Origin of the sequence: Marivita sp., from assembly GCF_017643905.1 — a bacterium.
Taxonomy (GTDB): domain Bacteria; phylum Pseudomonadota; class Alphaproteobacteria; order Rhodobacterales; family Rhodobacteraceae; genus Marivita.
In genome coordinates, this window is the sequence record NZ_JAEPMO010000006.1 from 1 (window position 1) to 19,166 (window position 19,166).

At 59.6% G+C, this 19,166-nt stretch carries 22 protein-coding genes and 1 tRNA gene; 16 read left to right on the forward strand and 7 right to left on the reverse strand.

Annotated features, from left to right (window positions below; all coding sequences use genetic code 11):
- Positions 1 to 123: 123 nt before the first annotated feature.
- From JJ869_RS01610 to JJ869_RS01620, 3 genes are all read right to left on the reverse strand, one after another.
- Positions 124 to 582, reverse strand: a complete 459-nt coding sequence (locus tag JJ869_RS01610) for a hypothetical protein (RefSeq protein WP_292264227.1) — start codon at positions 580 to 582, stop codon at positions 124 to 126.
- A gap of 145 nt (positions 583 to 727) precedes the next feature.
- A tRNA-Ala gene (locus JJ869_RS01615) sits at positions 728 to 803 on the reverse strand.
- A 68-nt stretch (positions 804 to 871) separates the two neighbouring features.
- The gene (locus tag JJ869_RS01620; protein ID WP_292264228.1) at positions 872 to 1,189 is read right to left on the reverse strand and encodes a TIGR02300 family protein; all 318 of its coding nucleotides are present in this window, start codon (positions 1,187 to 1,189) and stop codon (positions 872 to 874) included.
- 104 nt (positions 1,190 to 1,293) lie between these two features.
- On the opposite strand from JJ869_RS01620, the gene JJ869_RS01625 reads away from it, so the two are divergent.
- Positions 1,294 to 1,986, forward strand: a complete 693-nt coding sequence (locus tag JJ869_RS01625; protein WP_292264229.1) for a SprT family zinc-dependent metalloprotease — start codon at positions 1,294 to 1,296, stop codon at positions 1,984 to 1,986.
- 30 nt (positions 1,987 to 2,016) lie between these two features.
- On the forward strand, positions 2,017 to 2,667 hold the full coding sequence (locus tag JJ869_RS01630; protein WP_085628340.1) for a GntR family transcriptional regulator: 651 nt from the start codon (positions 2,017 to 2,019) through the stop codon (positions 2,665 to 2,667).
- Between the two features lie 8 nt (positions 2,668 to 2,675).
- Here JJ869_RS01630 and JJ869_RS01635 read toward each other — a convergent pair whose 3' ends face one another.
- Positions 2,676 to 3,515 carry a universal stress protein gene (locus tag JJ869_RS01635; protein ID WP_292264230.1) on the reverse strand — a complete coding sequence of 280 codons (840 nt, stop codon included), beginning with the start codon at positions 3,513 to 3,515 and terminating at the stop codon, positions 2,676 to 2,678.
- A gap of 200 nt (positions 3,516 to 3,715) precedes the next feature.
- Here JJ869_RS01635 and ccoN point away from each other — a divergent pair, with 200 nt between their 5' ends.
- From ccoN to ccoP, 4 genes are read left to right on the forward strand one after another with little or no spacing between them, the layout of a single operon-like run.
- On the forward strand, positions 3,716 to 5,326 hold the full coding sequence (ccoN, locus tag JJ869_RS01640) for a cytochrome-c oxidase, cbb3-type subunit I (protein WP_292264231.1): 1,611 nt from the start codon (positions 3,716 to 3,718) through the stop codon (positions 5,324 to 5,326).
- A gap of 13 nt (positions 5,327 to 5,339) precedes the next feature.
- Entirely contained in the window at positions 5,340 to 6,068 is a 729-nt protein-coding gene (gene ccoO / locus JJ869_RS01645) for a cytochrome-c oxidase, cbb3-type subunit II (RefSeq protein ID WP_292264232.1), read from the forward strand.
- A gap of 11 nt (positions 6,069 to 6,079) precedes the next feature.
- On the forward strand, positions 6,080 to 6,265 hold the full coding sequence (locus JJ869_RS01650; protein WP_292264233.1) for a cbb3-type cytochrome c oxidase subunit 3: 186 nt from the start codon (positions 6,080 to 6,082) through the stop codon (positions 6,263 to 6,265).
- The gene (gene ccoP, locus JJ869_RS01655; RefSeq protein WP_292264234.1) at positions 6,262 to 7,131 is read left to right on the forward strand and encodes a cytochrome-c oxidase, cbb3-type subunit III; all 870 of its coding nucleotides are present in this window, start codon (positions 6,262 to 6,264) and stop codon (positions 7,129 to 7,131) included. The genes JJ869_RS01650 and ccoP overlap by 4 nt, the downstream gene beginning before the upstream one ends.
- 202 nt (positions 7,132 to 7,333) lie before the next feature.
- On the opposite strand, the gene JJ869_RS01660 is transcribed toward ccoP, so the two are convergent.
- Positions 7,334 to 7,474, reverse strand: a complete 141-nt coding sequence (locus tag JJ869_RS01660; protein WP_292264235.1) for a hypothetical protein — start codon at positions 7,472 to 7,474, stop codon at positions 7,334 to 7,336.
- A 98-nt stretch (positions 7,475 to 7,572) separates the two neighbouring features.
- Here JJ869_RS01660 and JJ869_RS01665 point away from each other — a divergent pair, with 98 nt between their 5' ends.
- The 5 genes from JJ869_RS01665 to ccoS all read left to right on the forward strand — a co-directional run bounded on the left by JJ869_RS01665 (position 7,573) and on the right by ccoS (position 12,807).
- A complete protein-coding gene (locus JJ869_RS01665) occupies positions 7,573 to 8,451 on the forward strand; it encodes a LysR family transcriptional regulator (RefSeq protein WP_366510393.1) in 879 nt (292 codons plus the stop codon).
- Between the two features lie 96 nt (positions 8,452 to 8,547).
- On the forward strand, positions 8,548 to 9,984 hold the full coding sequence (gene ccoG, locus JJ869_RS01670) for a cytochrome c oxidase accessory protein CcoG (RefSeq protein WP_292264236.1): 1,437 nt from the start codon (positions 8,548 to 8,550) through the stop codon (positions 9,982 to 9,984).
- Positions 9,984 to 10,445, forward strand: a complete 462-nt coding sequence (locus JJ869_RS01675; protein ID WP_292264237.1) for a FixH family protein — start codon at positions 9,984 to 9,986, stop codon at positions 10,443 to 10,445. Before ccoG ends, JJ869_RS01675 begins: the two co-directional genes overlap by 1 nt.
- A gap of 3 nt (positions 10,446 to 10,448) precedes the next feature.
- The gene (locus JJ869_RS01680) at positions 10,449 to 12,635 is read left to right on the forward strand and encodes a heavy metal translocating P-type ATPase (RefSeq protein ID WP_292264238.1); all 2,187 of its coding nucleotides are present in this window, start codon (positions 10,449 to 10,451) and stop codon (positions 12,633 to 12,635) included.
- 13 nt (positions 12,636 to 12,648) lie between these two features.
- Entirely contained in the window at positions 12,649 to 12,807 is a 159-nt protein-coding gene (gene ccoS / locus JJ869_RS01685; protein ID WP_292264239.1) for a cbb3-type cytochrome oxidase assembly protein CcoS, read from the forward strand.
- An 11-nt stretch (positions 12,808 to 12,818) separates the two neighbouring features.
- Here the strand turns inward: ccoS and JJ869_RS01690 are convergent, their stop codons facing one another.
- Both JJ869_RS01690 and JJ869_RS01695 read right to left on the reverse strand, forming a co-directional pair.
- A complete protein-coding gene (locus tag JJ869_RS01690; protein WP_292264282.1) occupies positions 12,819 to 14,291 on the reverse strand; it encodes a serine hydrolase in 1,473 nt (490 codons plus the stop codon).
- 283 nt (positions 14,292 to 14,574) lie between these two features.
- Positions 14,575 to 15,273: an HAD family hydrolase gene (locus JJ869_RS01695; protein WP_292264240.1), complete on the reverse strand. Its 699-nt coding sequence runs from the start codon at positions 15,271 to 15,273 to the stop codon at positions 14,575 to 14,577.
- Positions 15,274 to 15,358: 85 nt separating this feature from the next.
- On the opposite strand from JJ869_RS01695, the gene clpS reads away from it, so the two are divergent.
- From clpS to JJ869_RS01720, 5 genes are all read left to right on the forward strand, one after another.
- Entirely contained in the window at positions 15,359 to 15,718 is a 360-nt protein-coding gene (gene clpS, locus JJ869_RS01700; protein ID WP_292264241.1) for an ATP-dependent Clp protease adapter ClpS, read from the forward strand.
- Positions 15,719 to 15,742: 24 nt separating this feature from the next.
- Positions 15,743 to 16,756, forward strand: a complete 1,014-nt coding sequence (locus tag JJ869_RS01705; RefSeq protein ID WP_292264242.1) for a methyltransferase — start codon at positions 15,743 to 15,745, stop codon at positions 16,754 to 16,756.
- Positions 16,757 to 16,768: 12 nt separating this feature from the next.
- The gene (locus tag JJ869_RS01710; protein WP_292264243.1) at positions 16,769 to 17,572 is read left to right on the forward strand and encodes an SDR family oxidoreductase; all 804 of its coding nucleotides are present in this window, start codon (positions 16,769 to 16,771) and stop codon (positions 17,570 to 17,572) included.
- 88 nt (positions 17,573 to 17,660) lie between these two features.
- Positions 17,661 to 18,554, forward strand: coding sequence for an oxygen-dependent coproporphyrinogen oxidase (gene hemF, locus JJ869_RS01715; protein ID WP_292264244.1), 894 nt, complete (start codon positions 17,661 to 17,663; stop codon positions 18,552 to 18,554).
- Between the two features lie 133 nt (positions 18,555 to 18,687).
- Complete coding sequence (locus tag JJ869_RS01720; protein WP_292264245.1) at positions 18,688 to 19,149, forward strand: SRPBCC family protein; 462 nt, start codon at positions 18,688 to 18,690, stop codon at positions 19,147 to 19,149.
- Positions 19,150 to 19,166 lie beyond the last annotated feature (17 nt).

Genomic DNA, 19,166 nt, shown 5'->3' on the forward strand with positions numbered 1-19,166 from the left:
CGACTACGGTGCTTCATGGCAAGACCAAATTGCAGGGTTTTCAATGCAATAATACAAAACCCTGCGGGAAATGGCTACAGGAATCACAGTTTATTCATTCATTATCAACAGCTTGGGCGTTGTTCAGGACGGACTAAATAGAGACGGAGTGGAATTTGATGGTGCGAAATCGCCAGTGATCGAGTTGATGAAGACTTTCCCGCGCTCGGTACCAAGAAAGGCTTTTAAATCTACTATGGTTTGAATCTTGTTCAACGAAGCAACGCCGTTTGCCACAGCTTCCCCGGCGCGACCGCCTAGTTTCGCGAGTTCTCCAAAACGACCGCCAAGATCGGCGGCAAAGTCGAAACCGCTTCCCGTCACTGCCTCAAGATCCTTTGGGGATCCAACCCCGGTCATCAAAGCAAAAGAGACGCCGCAACTGGCGTGAAGCGCTGCCCCCATTCGCACCCCGCCTACCGCACAAGATACCGAATTGTTCAAGTGTTCAAGGTTCAAGAATTGTAGGATGTATCCTGCTTTTCCGTAAAGAACGGAGGCACCACCGCCGATAGCGATGCCCAGCCACGTCTTATTCAACATCAATATCTCGCCTTGGAAAAATTCGATAAAACACCAAAAAGCTAACGAGAGCGTGTTATCGAGTCCAGTCCCTATTTAGGGCACCGAAATAAGGTTTGAAATACCAATGGCCGGTGATGGCTGAAATCAAACATATGCTGGAATTTGGTGGAGCCTAGGGGGATCGAACCCCTGACCTCTTGCATGCCATGCAAGCGCTCTCCCAGCTGAGCTAAGGCCCCGTTAGTGCGCGTTCAATTACGCAAAGCCGGGGGCGGGATCAAGCGTGATTCCGCCCCTTTTACAGAAATTAATCGTCGTCGTTACCTGCGACATCCGCGATGTCGTCAAGTGAGACGTTGTCGTCTTCATCGTCCTCGAGAACGTCATCGTCATCGAGATCGACATCAACATCGTCATCTTCCAGAACATCGACGTCATCGGTGTCGTCCAGGTTGGACTTGCTCTGGCGGTCTTCGGCGTCTGCCGCGATCATGCGGGTCTTGCCTGTGTCAATCTCGACCACTTCGCCGGTATACGGGCTGATGATCGGAGTGGCGTTCAGGTCATAAAAGCGTTTGCCGGTGGTTGGGCAAACACGTTTGACGCCCCATTCTTCCTTGGGCATGGGTCATCCCCTTTATTGCGTGGTCATATCGACAATCTGCGCCAACTGCCATAACACCGAACCGGTGTCAAAGGCTTTAGGGCGCAGAGGTCATCGAGCGGCATATGGGCGTCACAACCTTTCCCGGCAACCCCGAAATTCCCTTTAAACTTCGGAAGAACGCGCGTGCCCGCCGCATGACGCTGCGGATCTCCAGAGTCGATGGGGGAGTGACCCTGACCGTGCCGCGCGGCGTTTCAGAGCGCGAGGCTTTGGCCTTTGCCGCAGAAAAGCGCGACTGGGTCATGGGGCATCTGTCGAAACGGGCCGGCCCCGCGCTTGTCGGGCCCGGTGACCGGCTGGATGTGGGCGGGCAATCCTTTGAAATTGTTGCGGGGTCGGCACGGCGTCTGGTGGTGGCGGATGGCAGGATCACCCTGCCTGCCCCGGTCGAGACCGGACGTATTCACCTGCAAGGGTGGCTCAAGGAGCAGGCGCGGATCGCGCTGACCCGAGCGTCCGATCACTATTCCGAGCGGTTGGGCCTTCGGTACACCCGGCTGACGCTGCGCGACACGCGGTCCCGTTGGGGCTCGTGTTCGTCAGCAGGCGCACTGATGTATTCGTGGCGTTTGATCCTCGCGCCGAAATTCGTGCTTGATTATGTGGCGGCGCATGAAGTTGCGCATTTGAAGGAAATGAACCACTCGGCCAATTTCTGGCGCGTGGTGGATCAGCTTTATGGCCCTCATCACGATGCGCGCGCATGGCTGCGGCAAGACGGCCCGAAGCTGCATCGCTTCCGGTTTGGTGCTTGACCCGTTCCACAGCTGTGATCACAGTTCAGTATGAGCGTCCTGACCCGCCCCACGGAACCAACCCTGTCCGCACATGACCGCGTCTATCGCGGTCTGCGGAACCGGATCATGTTTGGTCAGATGTCTCCTGGTGAACAGCTGACCCTGCGCGGCGTTGCGCGGGAGTTCGATGTGTCGATGACGCCCGCGCGTGAAGCGTTTCAGCGGCTGGTCGCGGAAGGAGCCTTGTCGATGTCTGCTTCGGGGCGGGTGTCGACGCCTGAACTGTCGAACGACCGGATCGAGGAACTTGCCGCGTTGCGCGCCCTGATCGAAGTGGAACTGGCGAGCCGCGCCCTGCCGCGCGCCCATTTGGCCCTGATCGACCGGTTGCAGGCGATCAACGGGACGATTTCGGACGCGATCTCGAACCGGGATGCCGTGGGCTATATCCGGACAAATCTGGACTTTCACCGGACCTTGTATCTGCGGGCGCAAGCCCCCGCGATGCTGGCCATGGCCGAACAGGTCTGGTTGCAGCTTGGCCCCACGATGCGCGCGCTTTATGGGCGGTTGCGGCGGACGGAAGCACCACAATATCACAGGTTGATCGTGGCGGCGCTGAAGGCCGGGGATGAACCCGGCCTTCGCTTGGCGGTTCGGTCAGACGTGACCCAAGGTCTGCGCCTCCTAACCGGATAACCCGACGTTTAATGTGCCATGACCACCGGTACTTCGCTGGTTTCGAGCATATTGCGCGTTGCGCCACCAAGAATGGCCTCGCGGAACCGGGAATGCCCATAGGCACCCATCACGACCATGTCGGCATTGATGTCCATCACATGACGCCGCATCACATCGGATACCCGTGGCATGGTCTTGGACAACACGTCGATTTCCACCTTTACCCCGTGACGGGCAAGATATTGCGACACTTGCCCACCCGGACCTGACCGGGTCGGCCCGTGTTTGGGTGGGTCGATCACGACGATATGCACGGTGTGCGCGCTGCTCAGAAATGGCAGCGCACTGCGCACGGCCCGAAGCGCCTCGGCGCTTTCGTTCCAGCCAATCGCGATCTTGCCGGGCAACTTCAGTTCGAGACCGCCGTCAGGCAGCACGATCACCGGAGACTGCCCCTCGAACAGCGCACCTTCGACGACGGGTTCAAGTTCAATGCCCCGATCATCGCCATAGGGCCGTGGCACGATCGCCAGATCGGCAAACCGGGCATGAGACGCGACAAACCGCGCGACATCGGCAAGTTGACACACCGCTTCGGTCACACCCCAGCGCAGCTCTGACAGACCCATCTGCTTTTTCGCAGCGGCTGCCAGTCCAGAGGCATCTTCGCGCGCCTGGTTCAGGGTTTCCTGCAGGATGGCCGCGTTCATGCCGGCATAATAGTAGCCGGTTTGCGTGCGATCGACGCCAACACATAGAACATCAAGATGGGCGTCCAGCGCGCTTGCCATGGAAATGGCCTGCGAAAGTGTCTCGGTCAGATGGGCGTGATCGGTGACGACGGTCAGGATCGTTTTGAAAGACATGGTTGGCTCCCTTGGTTGATTTCCCACTGGAACCATCTTCGACCGAAGTCGCATGAGGCGCTTTGACACCCATCAAACAAGTCCCGCAATTCTATTGATGCAGATCAAGGATAGGTTTGGCCAAGTTTCGCATTAAGGGCCCAGTCTGAAAACCGCCCGCGCGGCAGCCGAATCGCGCAGGTAAGACGAAGGGACAAAAAATGTTGAACTATATCAAGCTAATCGCGCTTGGTTTGATCACGCTCTTTGCGATGATTGCAGCAAGTTATGCACGCGATTTGGCCTATCAGGTTCACGCCATTCTGATCATGGCGATATCTGCCGGGCTCTTCCTTTGGGTGCTGCGCAACACGGATGAACCGGTGCCAGCAGCCGTACTTGAAACAAGCTATATGGACGGTGTGATCCGCTACGGCGTGATCGCAACGGCCTTTTGGGGCGTCGTCGGTTTCCTTGTGGGAACCTTCATCGCGTTCCAGCTGGCCTTTCCGGCGCTCAATTTTGATTGGGCTCAGGGCTATGCGAATTTCGGGCGTCTGCGCCCACTGCACACCTCTGCGGTGATCTTCGCATTTGGTGGCAACGCCTTGATCGCGACATCGTTCTATGTGGTGCAGCGCACCAGCGCCGCGCGCCTGTGGGGGGGGAACCTCGGCTGGTTCGTGTTCTGGGGCTATAACCTGTTCATCGTGCTGGCCGCGACCGGCTACTTGCTGGGGGCAACCCAGTCCAAGGAATACGCGGAACCCGAGTGGTATGTCGATCTGTGGCTGACCATCGTGTGGCTGGCCTATCTGGCGGTTTTCCTCGGCACGATCATCAAGCGCAAAGAACCTCACATTTATGTAGCCAACTGGTTCTTCCTGTCCTTCATCGTCACGGTCGCGATGCTGCACGTGTTCAACAACCTGAGCATCCCGGTCTCGATCTTCGGCTCAAAGTCGGTTCAGGTTTTCGCAGGTGTGCAGGACGCGATGGTTCAGTGGTGGTATGGCCACAACGCCGTGGGCTTCTTCCTGACCGCAGGCTTCCTTGGCATGATGTATTACTTCATCCCCAAGCAGGCCGAACGTCCGGTCTTCAGCTACAAGTTGTCGATCATTCACTTCTGGGCGCTGATCTTCCTTTATATCTGGGCCGGTCCGCACCACCTGCATTACACCGCTCTGCCGGATTGGGCCTCGACCCTTGGCATGGTGTTCTCGATCGTGCTCTGGATGCCCAGCTGGGGCGGCATGATCAACGGTCTGATGACGCTGAGCGGCGCATGGGACAAGCTGCGCACCGACCCGGTCATCCGGATGATGGTGATTTCGCTTGGCTTCTACGGCATGTCGACCTTTGAAGGTCCGATGATGTCGATCCGTGCGGTCAACTCGCTGTCGCACTACACTGACTGGACCATTGGTCACGTGCACTCTGGTGCTCTTGGCTGGAACGGCATGATCACCTTCGGGGCTCTGTACTTCCTCGTGCCCAAGCTCTGGAACCGTCAGCGGCTCTATAGCCTGAGCATGGTCAGCTGGCACTTCTGGCTCGCCACCATCGGCATCATTCTCTACGCGGCCTCGATGTGGGTCACCGGGATCATGGAAGGCCTGATGTGGCGTGAAGTCGATGCAAACGGGTTCCTCGTGAACAGCTTTGCCGACACCGTGAGTGCGAAGTTCCCGATGTACGTCGTGCGTGCGCTGGGTGGGGTGATGTACGTCACCGGGGCGCTGATCATGTGCTACAACCTTTGGATGACTGTGAAGCGCAGCCCGGCAAAAGACGCCGTGATGTCGCCCGCAGCCGTCCCGGCCGAATAAGGAGGCTTGGACAATGGGTATTCTTGACAAGCATAAGGTACTTGAAACCAACGCGACCCTGTTGCTGATCTGCAGCTTCCTGGTCGTCACCATTGGCGGACTGGTGCAGATCGTGCCGCTCTTCTATCTCGACAACACCATCGAGAAGGTTGAGGGCATGCGCCCCTACACACCTCTCGAACTGGCGGGTCGGGACGTTTATCTGCGCGAAGGCTGCTATGTCTGCCACAGCCAGATGATCCGCCCGATGCGCGACGAAGTCGAACGCTATGGCCATTACAGCCTTGCGGCCGAGTCGATGTACGACCACCCGTTCCAGTGGGGGTCCAAGCGGACCGGGCCCGACCTCGCCCGCGTCGGTGGCCGCTACTCGGACGACTGGCATGTCGACCACCTGCGTGATCCGCAGTCGGTTGTACCGGAATCGGTTATGCCGAAATACGGCTTCCTCGAAGCGACACTGCTGGAGGGCGAGCATATCGGCGACGTCATGGCGACCAACGCCTTTGTCGGTGTCCCGTACACCAGCGAGATGATCGAAGCGGCGCGCGAAGACTTCCGGGCGCAAGCCGATCCGGACAGCGATTTCGACGGTCTGCTCGAACGCTACGGCGAAGGCGTCAACGTGCGCAACTTTGACGGCCAGCCGGGCGTTTCCGAAGCAGATGCCCTGATCGCCTACCTGCAGGTTCTGGGCACAATGGTCGACTTCTCGACCTTCACCCCAGACGCAAGCCGCTAAGGAGGACTGACATGGAAACCTATTCGTTTCTCCGGGAATTCGCAGACAGCTGGATGTTGCTGGTCCTGTTCCTGTTCTTTGTCGGGGTGATCCTCTGGGCCATTCGCCCCGGCAGCAACAAGACACATCGCGACACAGCCAACATCCCGTTTCGCAATGAAGACAAACCCGCCGCGTCCAAGGAGGCGAGGACATGAGTAAGAAAGACGACGATCTTGATTATGAAACCACCGGTCACGAGTGGGACGGGATCAAGGAATACAACAAACCGCTGCCGCGCTGGTGGCTGTGGACCTTCTACGCGACCATCGTCTGGGGTGTGCTCTACACCATCGCCTATCCCGCATGGCCGGGCATCAAGGAAGCCACACCCGGTATCCTTGGGTTCTCCACACGGGCACAGGTGGCGGAAGAGATCGCGCGGTTCGAAGATGCCAATGCGGGGATCAACGCCCAGCTTGCGTCGGTTGAACTGACCGAGATCGCTCAGGATGCCGACCTCAACCAGTACGCCCAGAACGCGGGTGCTGCGGTGTTCCGCACATGGTGCGCACAGTGCCACGGATCCGGTGCAGCCGGTGCCAAGGGCTATCCGAACCTTCTGGACGACGACTGGCTCTGGGGCGGTGACATCGAGGCGATCCATGCCACAATCGCGCATGGTATCCGCAACGAGGAAGACCCGGACGCCCGTTGGTCTGAAATGCCGGCTTTTGGCGACATGCTCGCTGAAGAGGAAATCAGCCAGGTGGTCAACTACGTGATGTCGCTCTCGGGCGAACCGAACGATGCCTCAATGGTCGCGGCTGGTGAGACCGTGTTCCTCGACAATTGCGCGGCCTGCCACATGGACGACGGAACAGGTGACCGCTTTCAAGGTGCGCCGAACCTGACGGATGCGATCTGGCTTTATGGTGGCGACTACGCGACCCTGACGGAGACAGTGACCTATTCGCGCTTTGGCGTGATGCCGCCTTGGACGGACCGTCTGAGCGAAGCCGAAATCCGTGCCGTGGCCTCCTATGTGCATGGCTTGGGTGGCGGCGAAGCCTCGGTCGAGTGACCTGATACCAGAATACCCTTTGGCCTTCGGGCCAAAGGGGAAAGCGCCGGTTCCTCTTTCTGTTCGCGCGTTTCGAGGCACCGGCGCTTTTGATTTGATCTGTTTTATTGCCATCTGCCACCGCGCCACGGCCACCGCCTGGCGCGATTTTTGTCGGTCGGATCGTGCCAGATCCGCGGCGGCAGGTAGATCACCGGGTCGATCATCTCCAGTCCTCCCAACGCTTGCGCTCGGGCTGGCCGCGCAGGTCTTCACGGTACCAAGAACGCAGGGTGGCGTTGAGCGAATTGGTCGGGGATACGCCGCTTGCCCGGAACAGCGTTTTTGCAAATGTAGTGAACATGTCGGTCTCCTTTGATCGCTGTGGTTCTGCGCTCATACTTGCGTTTTGGTGCTGCAAATGCGACTCAGGGATAAATTTGAAATGTAAGATGAGATTACATGATTGATTGGTCCCGACTGCCCTCCCTGTCTGCGCTGCGGGCGTTCTGTGCATTTGTCCAGACGGGGTCCGTGACCGACGCCGGGACGGCATTGAATGTCAGCCATGCGGCGATTTCGCAGCAATTGCGCAGTCTTGAGACCCATCTCGGAACGCCGCTCTTTGATCGGAAAAGCCGGGCACTGGAACTGACGGATGACGGGCGCGATCTGGCCCGCGCCTTGGACGATGGGTTCGGCCGTATTGCGGCCGGGGTCGAAGCGCTGACAAATGCCGATGCGCAAAGACCGTTGAACGTGGGCTGCACGCCAACCTTTGCCAGTGCGTGGCTGATGCCGCGCCTTGGCAGTTTCCAGATGGAACATCCGGGGATCGACATGATCGTCACCCCCAGCCCGGTTCTGACCGACCCTTCACCGGGCGGCATCGACGTGGCGATCCGTTATGGTTCGGGCGGATGGGCCGGACTTGAGTATGAACGCCTGCTGGACTCACCGCTTGTGGTCATCGGTGCGCCGTCGCTGTTCAAGAGCAAACTGCCGACCGAACCGCGGGATTTGATCGACTATCCTTGGCTGGAAGAGCTTGGGACAACCGAATCCTCTGCCTGGTTGACCCAGCACGGGCTGGCACATGCCAAGGTCCTGTCGCGCACCCATGTGCCGGGCAACCTGATGCTCGACGGGGCGCGGAACGGGCAGGGGGTGGCTGTCTCGACCCGAATCGCGGTGGCCGAGGACCTCGCTGCAGGACGCCTGATTGCCGTTTTCGAAGACCGGTTGGAGGCGGGATACAATCTGGTCACGAAACCCGGTGTCCAGCGTGCCCCGCTGAAAGCGTTTATGCGCTGGATCCGCAGGGAAGCGGCAAAAACCTGAATTAAAGATACAGTATTTGATGCAAGTCAAAGTCTGGCGCGGCGCACCCTGAGAAAAGACGGTCAAGCCAATCCGTCTTTGGGAGCCAATTCTCTCGTGTCTCAAGCAGAAAACCAAACGCCGCCGAACCTTTACGCCGCGCGCGAACCGATCTTTCCGAAGCGTGTGAAGGGCAACTTCCGCAGCTTCAAATGGATCATCATGATTGTCACGCTGGGCATTTACTATGTCACGCCGTGGATTCGCTGGGACAGGGGGCCACAGCTTCCCGATCAGGCGGTGTTGGTCGATCTGGCCAACCGCCGGTTCTTTTTCTTCTGGATCGAGATCTGGCCGCATGAATTCTACTTCGTCGCGGGCTTGCTGATCATGGCGGGCCTCGGCCTGTTCCTGTTCACTTCGGCGCTGGGAAGGGTCTGGTGCGGCTACGCCTGCCCGCAGACCGTGTGGACGGACCTCTTCATCCTTGTCGAACGCTGGATCGAAGGGGACCGCAACGCGCGTTTGCGCCTGCACCGGCAGGAAAAGATGGATTTCCGCAAAGCCCGTCTGCGGCTGACGAAGTGGGTGTCATGGTTCATTATCGGCCTAGCCACCGGCGGGGCGTGGGTGTTCTATTTTGCCGACGCACCGACGCTGCTGCGCGATTTGGTAACGGGGCAGGCGCATCCTGTTGCTTACACCACGATGCTGATCCTGACCGCGACCACGTTCTTCTTTGGTGGCTTCGCGCGCGAACAGGTCTGTATCTATGCCTGCCCATGGCCGCGCATTCAGGCAGCGATGATGGACGAGGATACTTTGACCATCGGCTACCGCGAATGGCGGGGTGAGCCGCGCGGCAAGCATCGCAAGGGCGACGGGGCAGAGCAACTGGGCGACTGCATCGACTGCATGGCCTGCGTCAACGTCTGCCCGATGGGCATCGACATCCGCGATGGGCAACAGATGGAGTGCATCACCTGCGGCCTTTGTATTGATGCCTGCGACGACATCATGGAAAAGATCGGCAAGCCCCGTGGTCTGATCGACTATCTGGCGCTGTCGGATGAACCGCGCGAACGGGCCGGGGAAAAGCCGCGCACAGCGTGGTTCCACATCTTCCGCGTCCGCACGATGATGTACACCACGCTCTGGGCGCTTGTAGGCATCGGCCTTGTTTTCGCGCTCTTCATCCGCCCCGAGATCGACATGACCGTGGCACCGGTGCGGAACCCGACCTTTGTCACGTTGTCTGACGGGTCCATCCGCAACACCTACGACGTGCGCCTGCTCAACAAGCATGGCGAGGATCGGCCCTTCCGCGTCTCTGTCACAGGCCACCCTTCACTTAGGGTTCAGCTTGAGGGCACGCTCTATGAAACGGTGGATGTTCCCGCCAACGAAACCTTCCTGCAGCGCGTCTATGTCGTCGCCGCACCAAGGTCTGATCCGGCCGAGGACGAACGCACCGATATCCGGTTCTGGGTCGAAGACCTCACCAATGGCGACCGCGCCTATACCGACACACTCTTCAACGGGAGAAGCAACTGATGGCCAAGGAAAGCAAACTTACCGGCTGGCATGCTCTGGCCATTTTTGGCGGCTGTTTTGCTGTCATCATTTCCGTCAATCTTGTTCTGGCCTATTCGGCGGTGAAGACCTTTCCGGGGCTTGAGGTGAAGAACTCTTATGTCGCGTCGCAGGAATTCGACGTGCGTCGTGCCGAACAGGAAGCCTTGGGATGGAATGTCTATGCCGAGGCAAAGGGTGGGCTGCTCATTCTGAGCATCAAGGACGACCAAGGGAAGCCTGTGCAGGCCGGAAGTCTGGATGCCGTTCTCGGTCGGGCGACCCATGTGCAGGATGACCGTACACCAGATTTCGCATTTGACGGACGGGCCTATGTGGCGCGGGAAACGCTTGCGCCGGGCAACTGGAACATCCGCATGAAGGCCACGTCGCTGGATGGCGTTCCCTTCGAACAGCGCGTTGTCCTTCACGTCGAAAGCTGAGCCATGACCCTCGCGATGCGCCCTCCCGCCTCGGCCTGTCCCGCTTGTTCTGCGGCACCCGCAGCCGAGGCATTGGCAGAAGCGGCTTTGCCGAAGGATGTAAACATCGTCCTGTCCCTGCCGTCGATCCATTGCGCGGCCTGCATCTCTGGCGTTGAGCGCATCCTCGCAGCGACCGAGGGCGTAAAAGGCGCGCGTGTGAACCTGACGCTGAAGCGAGCGCAGATCGAAGCGGCATCCGACGTTACCGCAGACGATCTGATCGGCGTATTGGAGCGTGCCGGATACGAAGCGCACGAGTTGGACACCACCGCCTTGCGCGCGACGGACACGGACAAGGCGGGACGCGATCTGCTGATGCGCCTGGCCGTATCCTTCTTTGCTGCGATGAACATCATGCTGTTGTCGGTCGCGGTGTGGTCGGGCGCCGATGGTCCGACGCGGGACATGTTCCACTGGATTTCTGCCGCCATCGCTTTGCCGACCATCGCATTCTCCGCACAGCCGTTCTTCAAGCATGCCTGGACGGCCTTGCGGGCCGGGCGGCTCAACATGGATGTGCCGATCTCGCTGGCGATTGCGCTGGCGGTGGCCACGTCGCTTTGGGAAACCTCCCTGTCCGGCGAACACGCCTATTTCGATGCAGCGATCACGCTGACCTTTTTCCTGCTGGCAGGGCGGTATCTGGATCATCGCACGCGCGCGGCTGCCCGGTCGGCTGCGGAGGAATTGGCCGCGCTGGAAGTGCCGCGTGTCTGGCGTGTTACGGATAGGGGTGAAGAACAGATCGCCATGTCCGAACTTATCGTGGGCGACCTGATCCGCGTGCGTCCCGGTGGACGGATGCCCGTTGACGGAGAGATTGTCGAAGGTCAGTCTGAACTGGATCGCTCGCTTTTGACCGGCGAAACCCGCCCCGTCTATGCCGGTGTTGGATCGAATGTCAGTGCAGGAGAGGTCAACCTGACTGGTCCTCTGACGATCCGGGCCAGCGCCGTGGGCCGCGACACCTCGCTGCATCGGATGGCTGATCTGGTCGCTATCGCTGAATCCGGGCGGTCGCGGTATACCTCGCTCGCCGACAAGGCGGCCAAGTTATACGCGCCGGGGGTTCATATCCTGTCGGCGCTCGCGTTCCTGGGTTGGTATTTCTACACCTTTGATCTGCGCACCGCGCTCAATATCGCGGCGGCGGTTCTGATCATCACCTGCCCCTGTGCCTTGGGGCTGGCGGTGCCTGCTGTGACCACGGCGGCGTCTGGCCGTCTGTTCCGCAAGGGATTGCTGATCAAGGACGCGACCGCGCTTGAACGCATGGCGCAAGTCGACACCGTGGTGTTCGACAAGACCGGGACCCTGACCGCAGGCACACCCGAAGTGGTGAACCTTGCCGATCACTCGCGCCGCGATCTTGGGATCACGCTGGCACTGGCAGACGGGTCGTCGCATCCGCTGTCGCAATCCTTGGCCAAGGCGATCCGCGATGCGGGTGTTGCTGCTGCGAAAGTCACCGATCTCTCCGAGGTGCCGGGCCATGGCACCGAAGGCACATGGATGGGTCAGACCGTACGTCTGGGCAGGGCTGTTTGGGTCGGCGGGGGCGAAAGCACAGAGACCTGTGCGTGGTTGCGCGTTGGCGATACGGTTGCCGATCCGTTCCGTTTTGCCGACCAAATCCGCGATGGGGCCGAGGCGCTTGTGACCAAGCTGCAAGACGACGGGTACGAGGTGATCCTGATGTCCGGTGACACCACACCTGCTGTCGAAGCTTTTGCGGCGCGTATTGGGATCACCAAATGGGTGGCCGAGGCATTGCCGCAAGACAAGGCCGCACGCATTGCCCAACTGAGTGACAGCGGAAAACATGTTCTCATGGTTGGCGATGGTCTGAACGATACCGCAGCCCTAGCCGGCGCGCATGCGTCGATCTCTCCTGCCACGGCGCTTGATGCGGCGCGTGTGGCGTCAGACGTGGTGCTGCTTGGCAAATCGCTTGAGCCGATTGCGGATGCCCTGTCCACGTCGCGTGTCGCGATCAAACGCATCCGTCAGAACTTCAGCATCGCGACATGGTACAACATCATTGCGGTTCCGCTTGCGGTGGCGGGTCTGTGTTCGCCTCTGATCGCCGCGTTGGCGATGTCCACCTCTTCGATTACGGTGTCTTTGAACGCCCTTCGCCTCAAGTAACCCGGAGCATTCCATGAACGTTCTTGCCTATCTGATCCCCGTATCGCTGACCCTTGGCGGCATCGGGCTCGTGGCATTTGTGTTCACGGTCAGGTCAAGGCAATACGAAGACCCGGAAGGGGCGGCGCAGCGGATATTGTCAGACGATTACGACTATCATCCCAAAAGTTGACCCGCTGAGGGTCAGCTTGGCCCGATCATGAAGCAGGTCACCTGCCGCGCCTGCAGCCTGCGGCAGGCAAGGTCCGCCGCATCGCGGGTCAGACCCATGAAGTTTGCATCAAAGCCGCGCGCGCCGTTCACCACCTTGCGCAGCGATCCGTCCAGCGTCGCCATTTCCGCCAGTGCAGTTGTGAGCAGCGCCTTCTCGGCAGCATGACGGCTTGAGAAGCGCCCGACATTGATGCCCCAGTGCCGACCGCCAGACGTCGAAATCCGTGTCACAACCTCGGCCTCGCGTTTCACGACGGGCTGGGTGGGCGCGGCTTGAGGTGTCTTTGCAGACGCCAGAACCAATGTGCGCGGTCGCACGACCGGTTTGACCGACGCGCTGGGCGCGGTTTTCTGTTCCGCGATCACAGCTTCGACGGCGGCATTCGAGGCAGGAGCCGCGATCGCCACTTGCGCCGAAGTTGCTGCGATTTCGCGCACTTCGGCGGTCTGTACCTCTTCGAGGACTGACTGGATGTCTTGCTTGAGTTCGGCGACCAGTGCATCCGGCAAGACCGGTTCCGCCACGGGACGCGCGGTGGGGCGGAGGCTTGTTTTGACGGCGGCGGCCACCACGCGGATCGACTTGGCACGGGTATTCGTCGAAGGTGTCTGGCTGCGTGCGATCACAGTCTCTGCGGGTGCCGATGTGTCCGGGCCAAGGTATGGCGGCTTGCGTGGCGTGCGCAGCGCCATGCGACTGGGGGCTTTGTTGAAGCCCAAATCCATCAGCTTTGCCACCTGCGCATTGCGCGACGCGGTGGAATTGCCGCCGAACACTGTCACGATGATCCGTTCGCTGCCGCGTTCGGCTGACGCGACAAGGTTGAAACCGGCGGCGCGGGTGTAGCCCGTCTTGATCCCGTCGGCCCCTTGATAGGAATCGAGAAAGCGGCGGTTCGTGTTTGACACGGCCTTGATGCCAGCATCGGTGCTGCGGCGCTGGAAAAGGTTGTAAAACTGCGGATAGTCATAAAGCAGATGGCGTCCGAGGATCGTCATGTCCCGCGCGCTCGACAGGTGACCACTTTCCGTCAGGCCATGTGCGTTCTTGAAGGTGGTACGGCTCATCCCCAGCGCCTTGGCCGTGCGGTTCATCCGGCGGGCAAAGGCCGCTTCAGAGCCTGAGATCGCTTCGGCAAGCGCGGTTGCCGCATCATTGGCGGATTTGATCGCCGCCGCGCGGACGAGGTAGCGCAGCTGAATCGTGGACCCTGCGCGCAAGCCAAGTTTCGATGGCGGCTCGGCCGCCGCTTTTTGGGAGATGCGAACGGCCGTGTCCATGCTGATCTCGCCGTTCTGAACGGCTTCGAACACGATATAGAGCGTCATCATCTTGGTCAAAGAGGCAGGATGCAGGCGCGTGTCCGCGTTTTCCGAATGGATCACTTCGCCGTTCCGGGCATCCATCACCATAGCGGCGTAGGGCGCTGCCATGGCGCTCATCGGCAGCAGGACTGCCAACCAAAGTGCGGTGATCAAATACAGGCCAATTCGGCCCGGCTTCATGCGCCGTCCCGTCACGATATCTGCCTTCTCTGCCTCAAGCCGCCGGATTTTTCCGGTCAGCATTATTATTGAAACAAAGGTACCACACGAGAGGAAGGCGATAAAGGCCTTATTTTTATATCTTTTTTCCCAATCTCGTAATGTGCGGGCGCAAGATGTTGGGGGCTGCGCCCATCTGCTTACTAGGTCAGCCATTGTGGCAAGAATGTGGCGAATCCGATCAGCCGATATCCGCCACCAAAGGCGGCAAATCACCCAGATCGGCAATCTCGCGGTAACGTGCGCTTTGCGGTGGATCCGCCTTTTCGAGATCCCACTCAAGGTCATGTGGAACGAACACGCCCCAGCTTCCTGCGGCAACGGCAGGCACCACGTCGGACTTCATGGAATTGCCGACCATCATCGCGGCCTCGACCCCGCCTGCATGCCGACCGAAGACGGTGTGATAGGTCGAAACCGATTTCTCCGACACGATGGCCACGTCTTGAAAGAGGTCGCCCAACCCGGATTGCGCCAGCTTGCGTTCCTTATGCAGCAGGTCACCCTTTGTGATCAGAACCAGCCGATGCGTCTGCGCCAAAGTTTCCACAGTGGCACGGACATGGGGCAGCAATTCGATGGGATGGGCCAGCATATCCTGCCCCGCATCCAGAATGTTTCGGATCATATGGCCCGGAACAGCGCCGTCGGTCACGTCGATGGCGGTTTCGATCATCGACAGAACAAAGCCTTTCACCCCGAACCCATAGTGGCCGATATTGCGGCGTTCGGCTGCGATCAGACGGTCATGCAGCAGGGATTTGTCCGTATAATCAGACAGTAACTCTTCGAAACGGTCCTGCGTGAGTTTGAAAAACCGCTCGTTGTGCCACAGTGTGTCGTCGGCATCGAACCCGATTGTTTGCAGCTTTCGCATCATGGCAGGGCTCACGCCTCTTTTCTCGCAGACACGACACGTTATATAGAGCCATCTAGGATATGGAACCCGAGGTCCTGACCCACGCATGAGACAGCTGTCGGCCAACATTCTGTCGTCCCGCCCCAAGGCTGGACCACCGTCGAACGATGACAACGACACCGGCGTCGTTGTCGAGACGCGTGCCAAGACGAAACGTCCGCCGCTCTACAAGGTGATGCTTCTGAACGACGACTACACCCCGATGGAATTCGTGGTGCATGTGCTGGAACGGTTCTTCGGCATGACGCATGCGCAGGCGTTCGAGATCATGTTGACCGTTCACAAAAAGGGTGTTGCGGTTGTTGGTGTGTTCAGCCACGAGATCGCGGAAACCAAGGTGGGGCAGGTGATGGATTTTGCCCGTCGCCATCAGCACCCGCTGCAATGCACCATGGAAAAGGAATAACCGGGGCATTGTCCCGGGTCTCCCATGACGTTAGCAAGATTAGACCATGCGCGCGAGACAGGCGCATTGACCCTGTCCGACGGAACGCGGCTTGCTCTGCTTGAACCTGCGCCTGACGCGGATTTTGGAACGCTGTCCGGCTGCGACATCGTCATTCAGCAGAATTTCAAACCCGCCTACGACCTGTTCGAAGCGATGGGCTATCCAGTCACGACCTATGCCACCGGGCCTGCCGATGCGGTGCTTGTCACGCTGCCACGCAGCCGCGATCTGGCGCGTGGATTGCTGGCGCAGGCCGAAGCGATTGCACCCGGCGGATTGGTGATTGTCGATGGCGCCAAGACTGATGGCATTGACGCGATGCTGAAATTCGCGCGGGAGAGAGTGTCTGTCGCGGGCCAGACCTCCAAGGCGCACGGCAAGGTTTTCTGGTTTACCGCAAGCCACGCGTTTCAGGACTGCGCGCTTCCTGACCCTGCGCCGGTGCCTTCCGGCTGGATCACGCAACCCGGCGTTTTTTCGGCGGATGGGCCCGATGCGGGATCAGAGGCGCTGATCGAGGCTCTGCCAAAGTCGTTAAAGGGGCGTGGTGCGGATCTTGGCGGGGGATGGGGTTACCTGACGCGGCGCCTTCTCGATGTGCCGGGTGTCACCCATGTCGATCTGGTCGAGGCGGACCGGCGTGCTTTGACCTGTGCCGAGAAGAACATAATCGACGACCGGGTCAGTTTTCATTGGGCCGACGCCACGAAATGGGGTGTTGCGGGCAGTCTGGATTGGGTGGTGATGAATCCGCCGTTCCACACAAGCCGAACACCAGACGCATCTCTTGGGCAGGACTTCATCCGCTCTGCCGCGCGTTTGCTGCGACCGAAAGGAACGCTGGTTCTCGTTGCAAACCGTCATTTGCCATATGAAACAACGCTCGCGTCCTGTTTCGCACAAACGCAGGAACTGGACGGGGACAGCCGGTTCAAGGTACTTCAGGCAGACCAACCGCGCACCCCCGACAAACCCGGTCGCACAAAACGGCGCTGAGGGAGACCCAGAATGTCATTCTCTATCGAAGGCAAGACCGCCATCGTTACCGGAGCCGCCAACGGGGTCGGCCTCGCGATTGCACGCCATTTCGTCGATCAGGGCGCCAATGTCATGTTTGCCGACATGGACGAGGCGCGCCTGTCCCACGAATGCGGCGAAATCGTCGAAGAAGAGGGTAACATCCGCTACTTTGCGGGCGACCTGCGCGAACGTCTGACACTGGCCAACCTGCTGTCCGCGACACTCGATGCGTTCGACCGTGTCGATATCCTTGTGAATGGCAGCCGACAGGTCCTGCCCTCCGATCCGCTTTATCTTGATGACACCACGCTTGAAGCGTTGATGTTGCAGAACGTCACTAACACATTCCGCCTGTCGCAGATGGTGGCCAAGCGCATGATCAAGCAGGCCGCCGACAAGCAAGACGGTCAGGCCGGTGCCATCGTCAATCTGTCCTCTATCGCAGCGCGGCGGACACAGCCGGAACTTCTCGGGTTTTCTGTCTCCATGGCGGCTCTTGATCAATTGACCCGGTCCTTGGCGGTGTCTTTGGCAGACCACCGCATCCGCGTGAATTCGGTTGCGCTGGGATCGGTGATGTCGGCCAGCCTTGCGCAGGCACTCAAGGATCATGACGAGTACCGCAAGGAAATCGAAAACAACACACCTCTGTCCCGGATTGCCAGCCCGGCTGAACTGGCACAGGCGGTGCAATTTCTTGCCTCTGAAAGCTCTGGCTTCATCACGGGTCAGATCATGACGATTGACGGCGGCCGAACGTTGATAGATCCGGTCAGCGCCCCGGCACATTGACCGTTTTCGCCGCAGACCCAAGCCTTTGGAGTGGCTTGTGATTCCCGTTATGCGTTGTAGTGTCCTGTCAGAACTATAGGACAGTGACATGACGGAAAACTTTGACACCGAAAAAGCCCGCGCTTCTGCGTGGTTCCGCGAATTGCGCGATCAGATCGTTGCGGCCTTCGAAGGGCTTGAGAACAGCCACGACACCGGACCGATGAGCGATGCCGCTCCGGGGCGGTTCGAAGTGACTGAAACCAAACGCCATTCCGACGATGGATCGGACGCCGGCGGCGGTTTGATGAGCGTGATGCGCGGCGGTCGGGTGTTCGAGAAGATCGGTGTCAATGTCTCGACCGTCTATGGCACTCTGGGCGAACGGGCGCAGCACGCAATGGCCGCGCGCAAGGGCATTCCCGGCATGAAGGACGATCCGCGCTTCTGGGCGTCTGGGATCAGCCTTGTCGCGCATATGCAGAACCCGCATTGCCCCGCTGTGCATATGAACACCCGCATGTTCTGGACACCGCATGCCTGGTGGTTCGGCGGCGGGTCCGACCTTAACCCCTGCATCGAATATGCCGAGGACACCCAGCATTTCCACGACACGCAGAAACAGCACCTCGATCCGCATGGCGGCGAGTACTATCCCAAGCTCAAGGAATGGGCTGACGAGTATTTCTACGTGCCACACCGGGGGCGGGCGCGGGGCGTCGGTGGCATTTTCATGGACGACCACAACACCGGCGACTGGGAAAACGACTTCTCCCTGACGCAGGATATCGGACGGGCGTTTCTCCCGGCCTATGTGCCGCTGGTCGAAAAACGCCGTGTGCAGGACTGGTCAGACACGGACAAGGACGCACAACTGGTGCATCGCGGGCTCTATGCTGAATACAATTTGGTCTATGACCGTGGGACCAAGTTCGGGCTTGAAACCGGGCATGACGCCAACGCCGTTCTGATGAGCCTGCCGCCCCTCGCCAAGTGGGTTTAAATTATTTTTTTGGTGTCGCGAGGCGGGCTTGATACAGCTTAGCCGCATACGCATGTGCTAGGGGCCGGTCGCCGCGTCGCCGGATGGTCCGGCGCGCCAAGGCCCCGGCGTCCCGGTAGTATGGACGCCAACAATGTCTCTTTTCGACATCGATCTCACCTCCCGTGCCAAGGCACGGGCCTCCATCATCATTGCCGCATCGCAAGACGCGATCTGGGCGCGGATCGCGGATCCTGAAACTTGGCCGAACTGGAACAGCGGCGTCGAATGGGTCGGTGCTGTCGGTCGTTTGACGGTCGGCACCAAATTCGAATGGCGCGCTGGTGACATGACCATCCGCAGCATTGTTCAGGCCCTGGATGCCCCGAGTTTCATCGGTTGGACGGGGCGTACGCCGCTGATCTCTGCGCGGCACATCTGGCGACTGATGCCCGAGGGAGCGCACACGCGGGTTGAAACGGCAGAATCGTTTCGGGGTGCGTATGCGGCGCTTCTGCCGGGCCACGCAAAACGGATCATTCAAAACGCTCTGGAACAGGGTCTCGCCGACCTGAAAGTCGAATGTGAGGGGCGCCGCCCACGTCGCGTCGCCTGAACTGTGCCCATAGCTCA

Coding starts and splice junctions, on each gene's coding strand:
- JJ869_RS01610 (WP_292264227.1), bottom strand. CDS start 582: ATGTTGAATAAGACGTGGCTGGGCATCGCTATCGGCGGTGGTGCCTCC.
- JJ869_RS01620 (WP_292264228.1), bottom strand. CDS start 1,189: ATGCCCAAGGAAGAATGGGGCGTCAAACGTGTTTGCCCAACCACCGGC.
- JJ869_RS01625 (WP_292264229.1), top strand. CDS start 1,294: ATGGGCGTCACAACCTTTCCCGGCAACCCCGAAATTCCCTTTAAACTT.
- JJ869_RS01630 (WP_085628340.1), top strand. CDS start 2,017: ATGAGCGTCCTGACCCGCCCCACGGAACCAACCCTGTCCGCACATGAC.
- JJ869_RS01635 (WP_292264230.1), bottom strand. CDS start 3,515: ATGTCTTTCAAAACGATCCTGACCGTCGTCACCGATCACGCCCATCTG.
- ccoN (WP_292264231.1), top strand. CDS start 3,716: ATGTTGAACTATATCAAGCTAATCGCGCTTGGTTTGATCACGCTCTTT.
- ccoO (WP_292264232.1), top strand. CDS start 5,340: ATGGGTATTCTTGACAAGCATAAGGTACTTGAAACCAACGCGACCCTG.
- JJ869_RS01650 (WP_292264233.1), top strand. CDS start 6,080: ATGGAAACCTATTCGTTTCTCCGGGAATTCGCAGACAGCTGGATGTTG.
- ccoP (WP_292264234.1), top strand. CDS start 6,262: ATGAGTAAGAAAGACGACGATCTTGATTATGAAACCACCGGTCACGAG.
- JJ869_RS01660 (WP_292264235.1), bottom strand. CDS start 7,474: ATGTTCACTACATTTGCAAAAACGCTGTTCCGGGCAAGCGGCGTATCC.
- JJ869_RS01665 (WP_366510393.1), top strand. CDS start 7,573: ATGATTGATTGGTCCCGACTGCCCTCCCTGTCTGCGCTGCGGGCGTTC.
- JJ869_RS01675 (WP_292264237.1), top strand. CDS start 9,984: ATGGCCAAGGAAAGCAAACTTACCGGCTGGCATGCTCTGGCCATTTTT.
- JJ869_RS01680 (WP_292264238.1), top strand. CDS start 10,449: ATGACCCTCGCGATGCGCCCTCCCGCCTCGGCCTGTCCCGCTTGTTCT.
- ccoS (WP_292264239.1), top strand. CDS start 12,649: ATGAACGTTCTTGCCTATCTGATCCCCGTATCGCTGACCCTTGGCGGC.
- JJ869_RS01690 (WP_292264282.1), bottom strand. CDS start 14,291: ATGAGCGCCATGGCAGCGCCCTACGCCGCTATGGTGATGGATGCCCGG.
- JJ869_RS01695 (WP_292264240.1), bottom strand. CDS start 15,273: ATGATGCGAAAGCTGCAAACAATCGGGTTCGATGCCGACGACACACTG.
- clpS (WP_292264241.1), top strand. CDS start 15,359: ATGAGACAGCTGTCGGCCAACATTCTGTCGTCCCGCCCCAAGGCTGGA.
- JJ869_RS01705 (WP_292264242.1), top strand. CDS start 15,743: ATGACGTTAGCAAGATTAGACCATGCGCGCGAGACAGGCGCATTGACC.
- JJ869_RS01710 (WP_292264243.1), top strand. CDS start 16,769: ATGTCATTCTCTATCGAAGGCAAGACCGCCATCGTTACCGGAGCCGCC.
- hemF (WP_292264244.1), top strand. CDS start 17,661: ATGACGGAAAACTTTGACACCGAAAAAGCCCGCGCTTCTGCGTGGTTC.
- JJ869_RS01720 (WP_292264245.1), top strand. CDS start 18,688: ATGTCTCTTTTCGACATCGATCTCACCTCCCGTGCCAAGGCACGGGCC.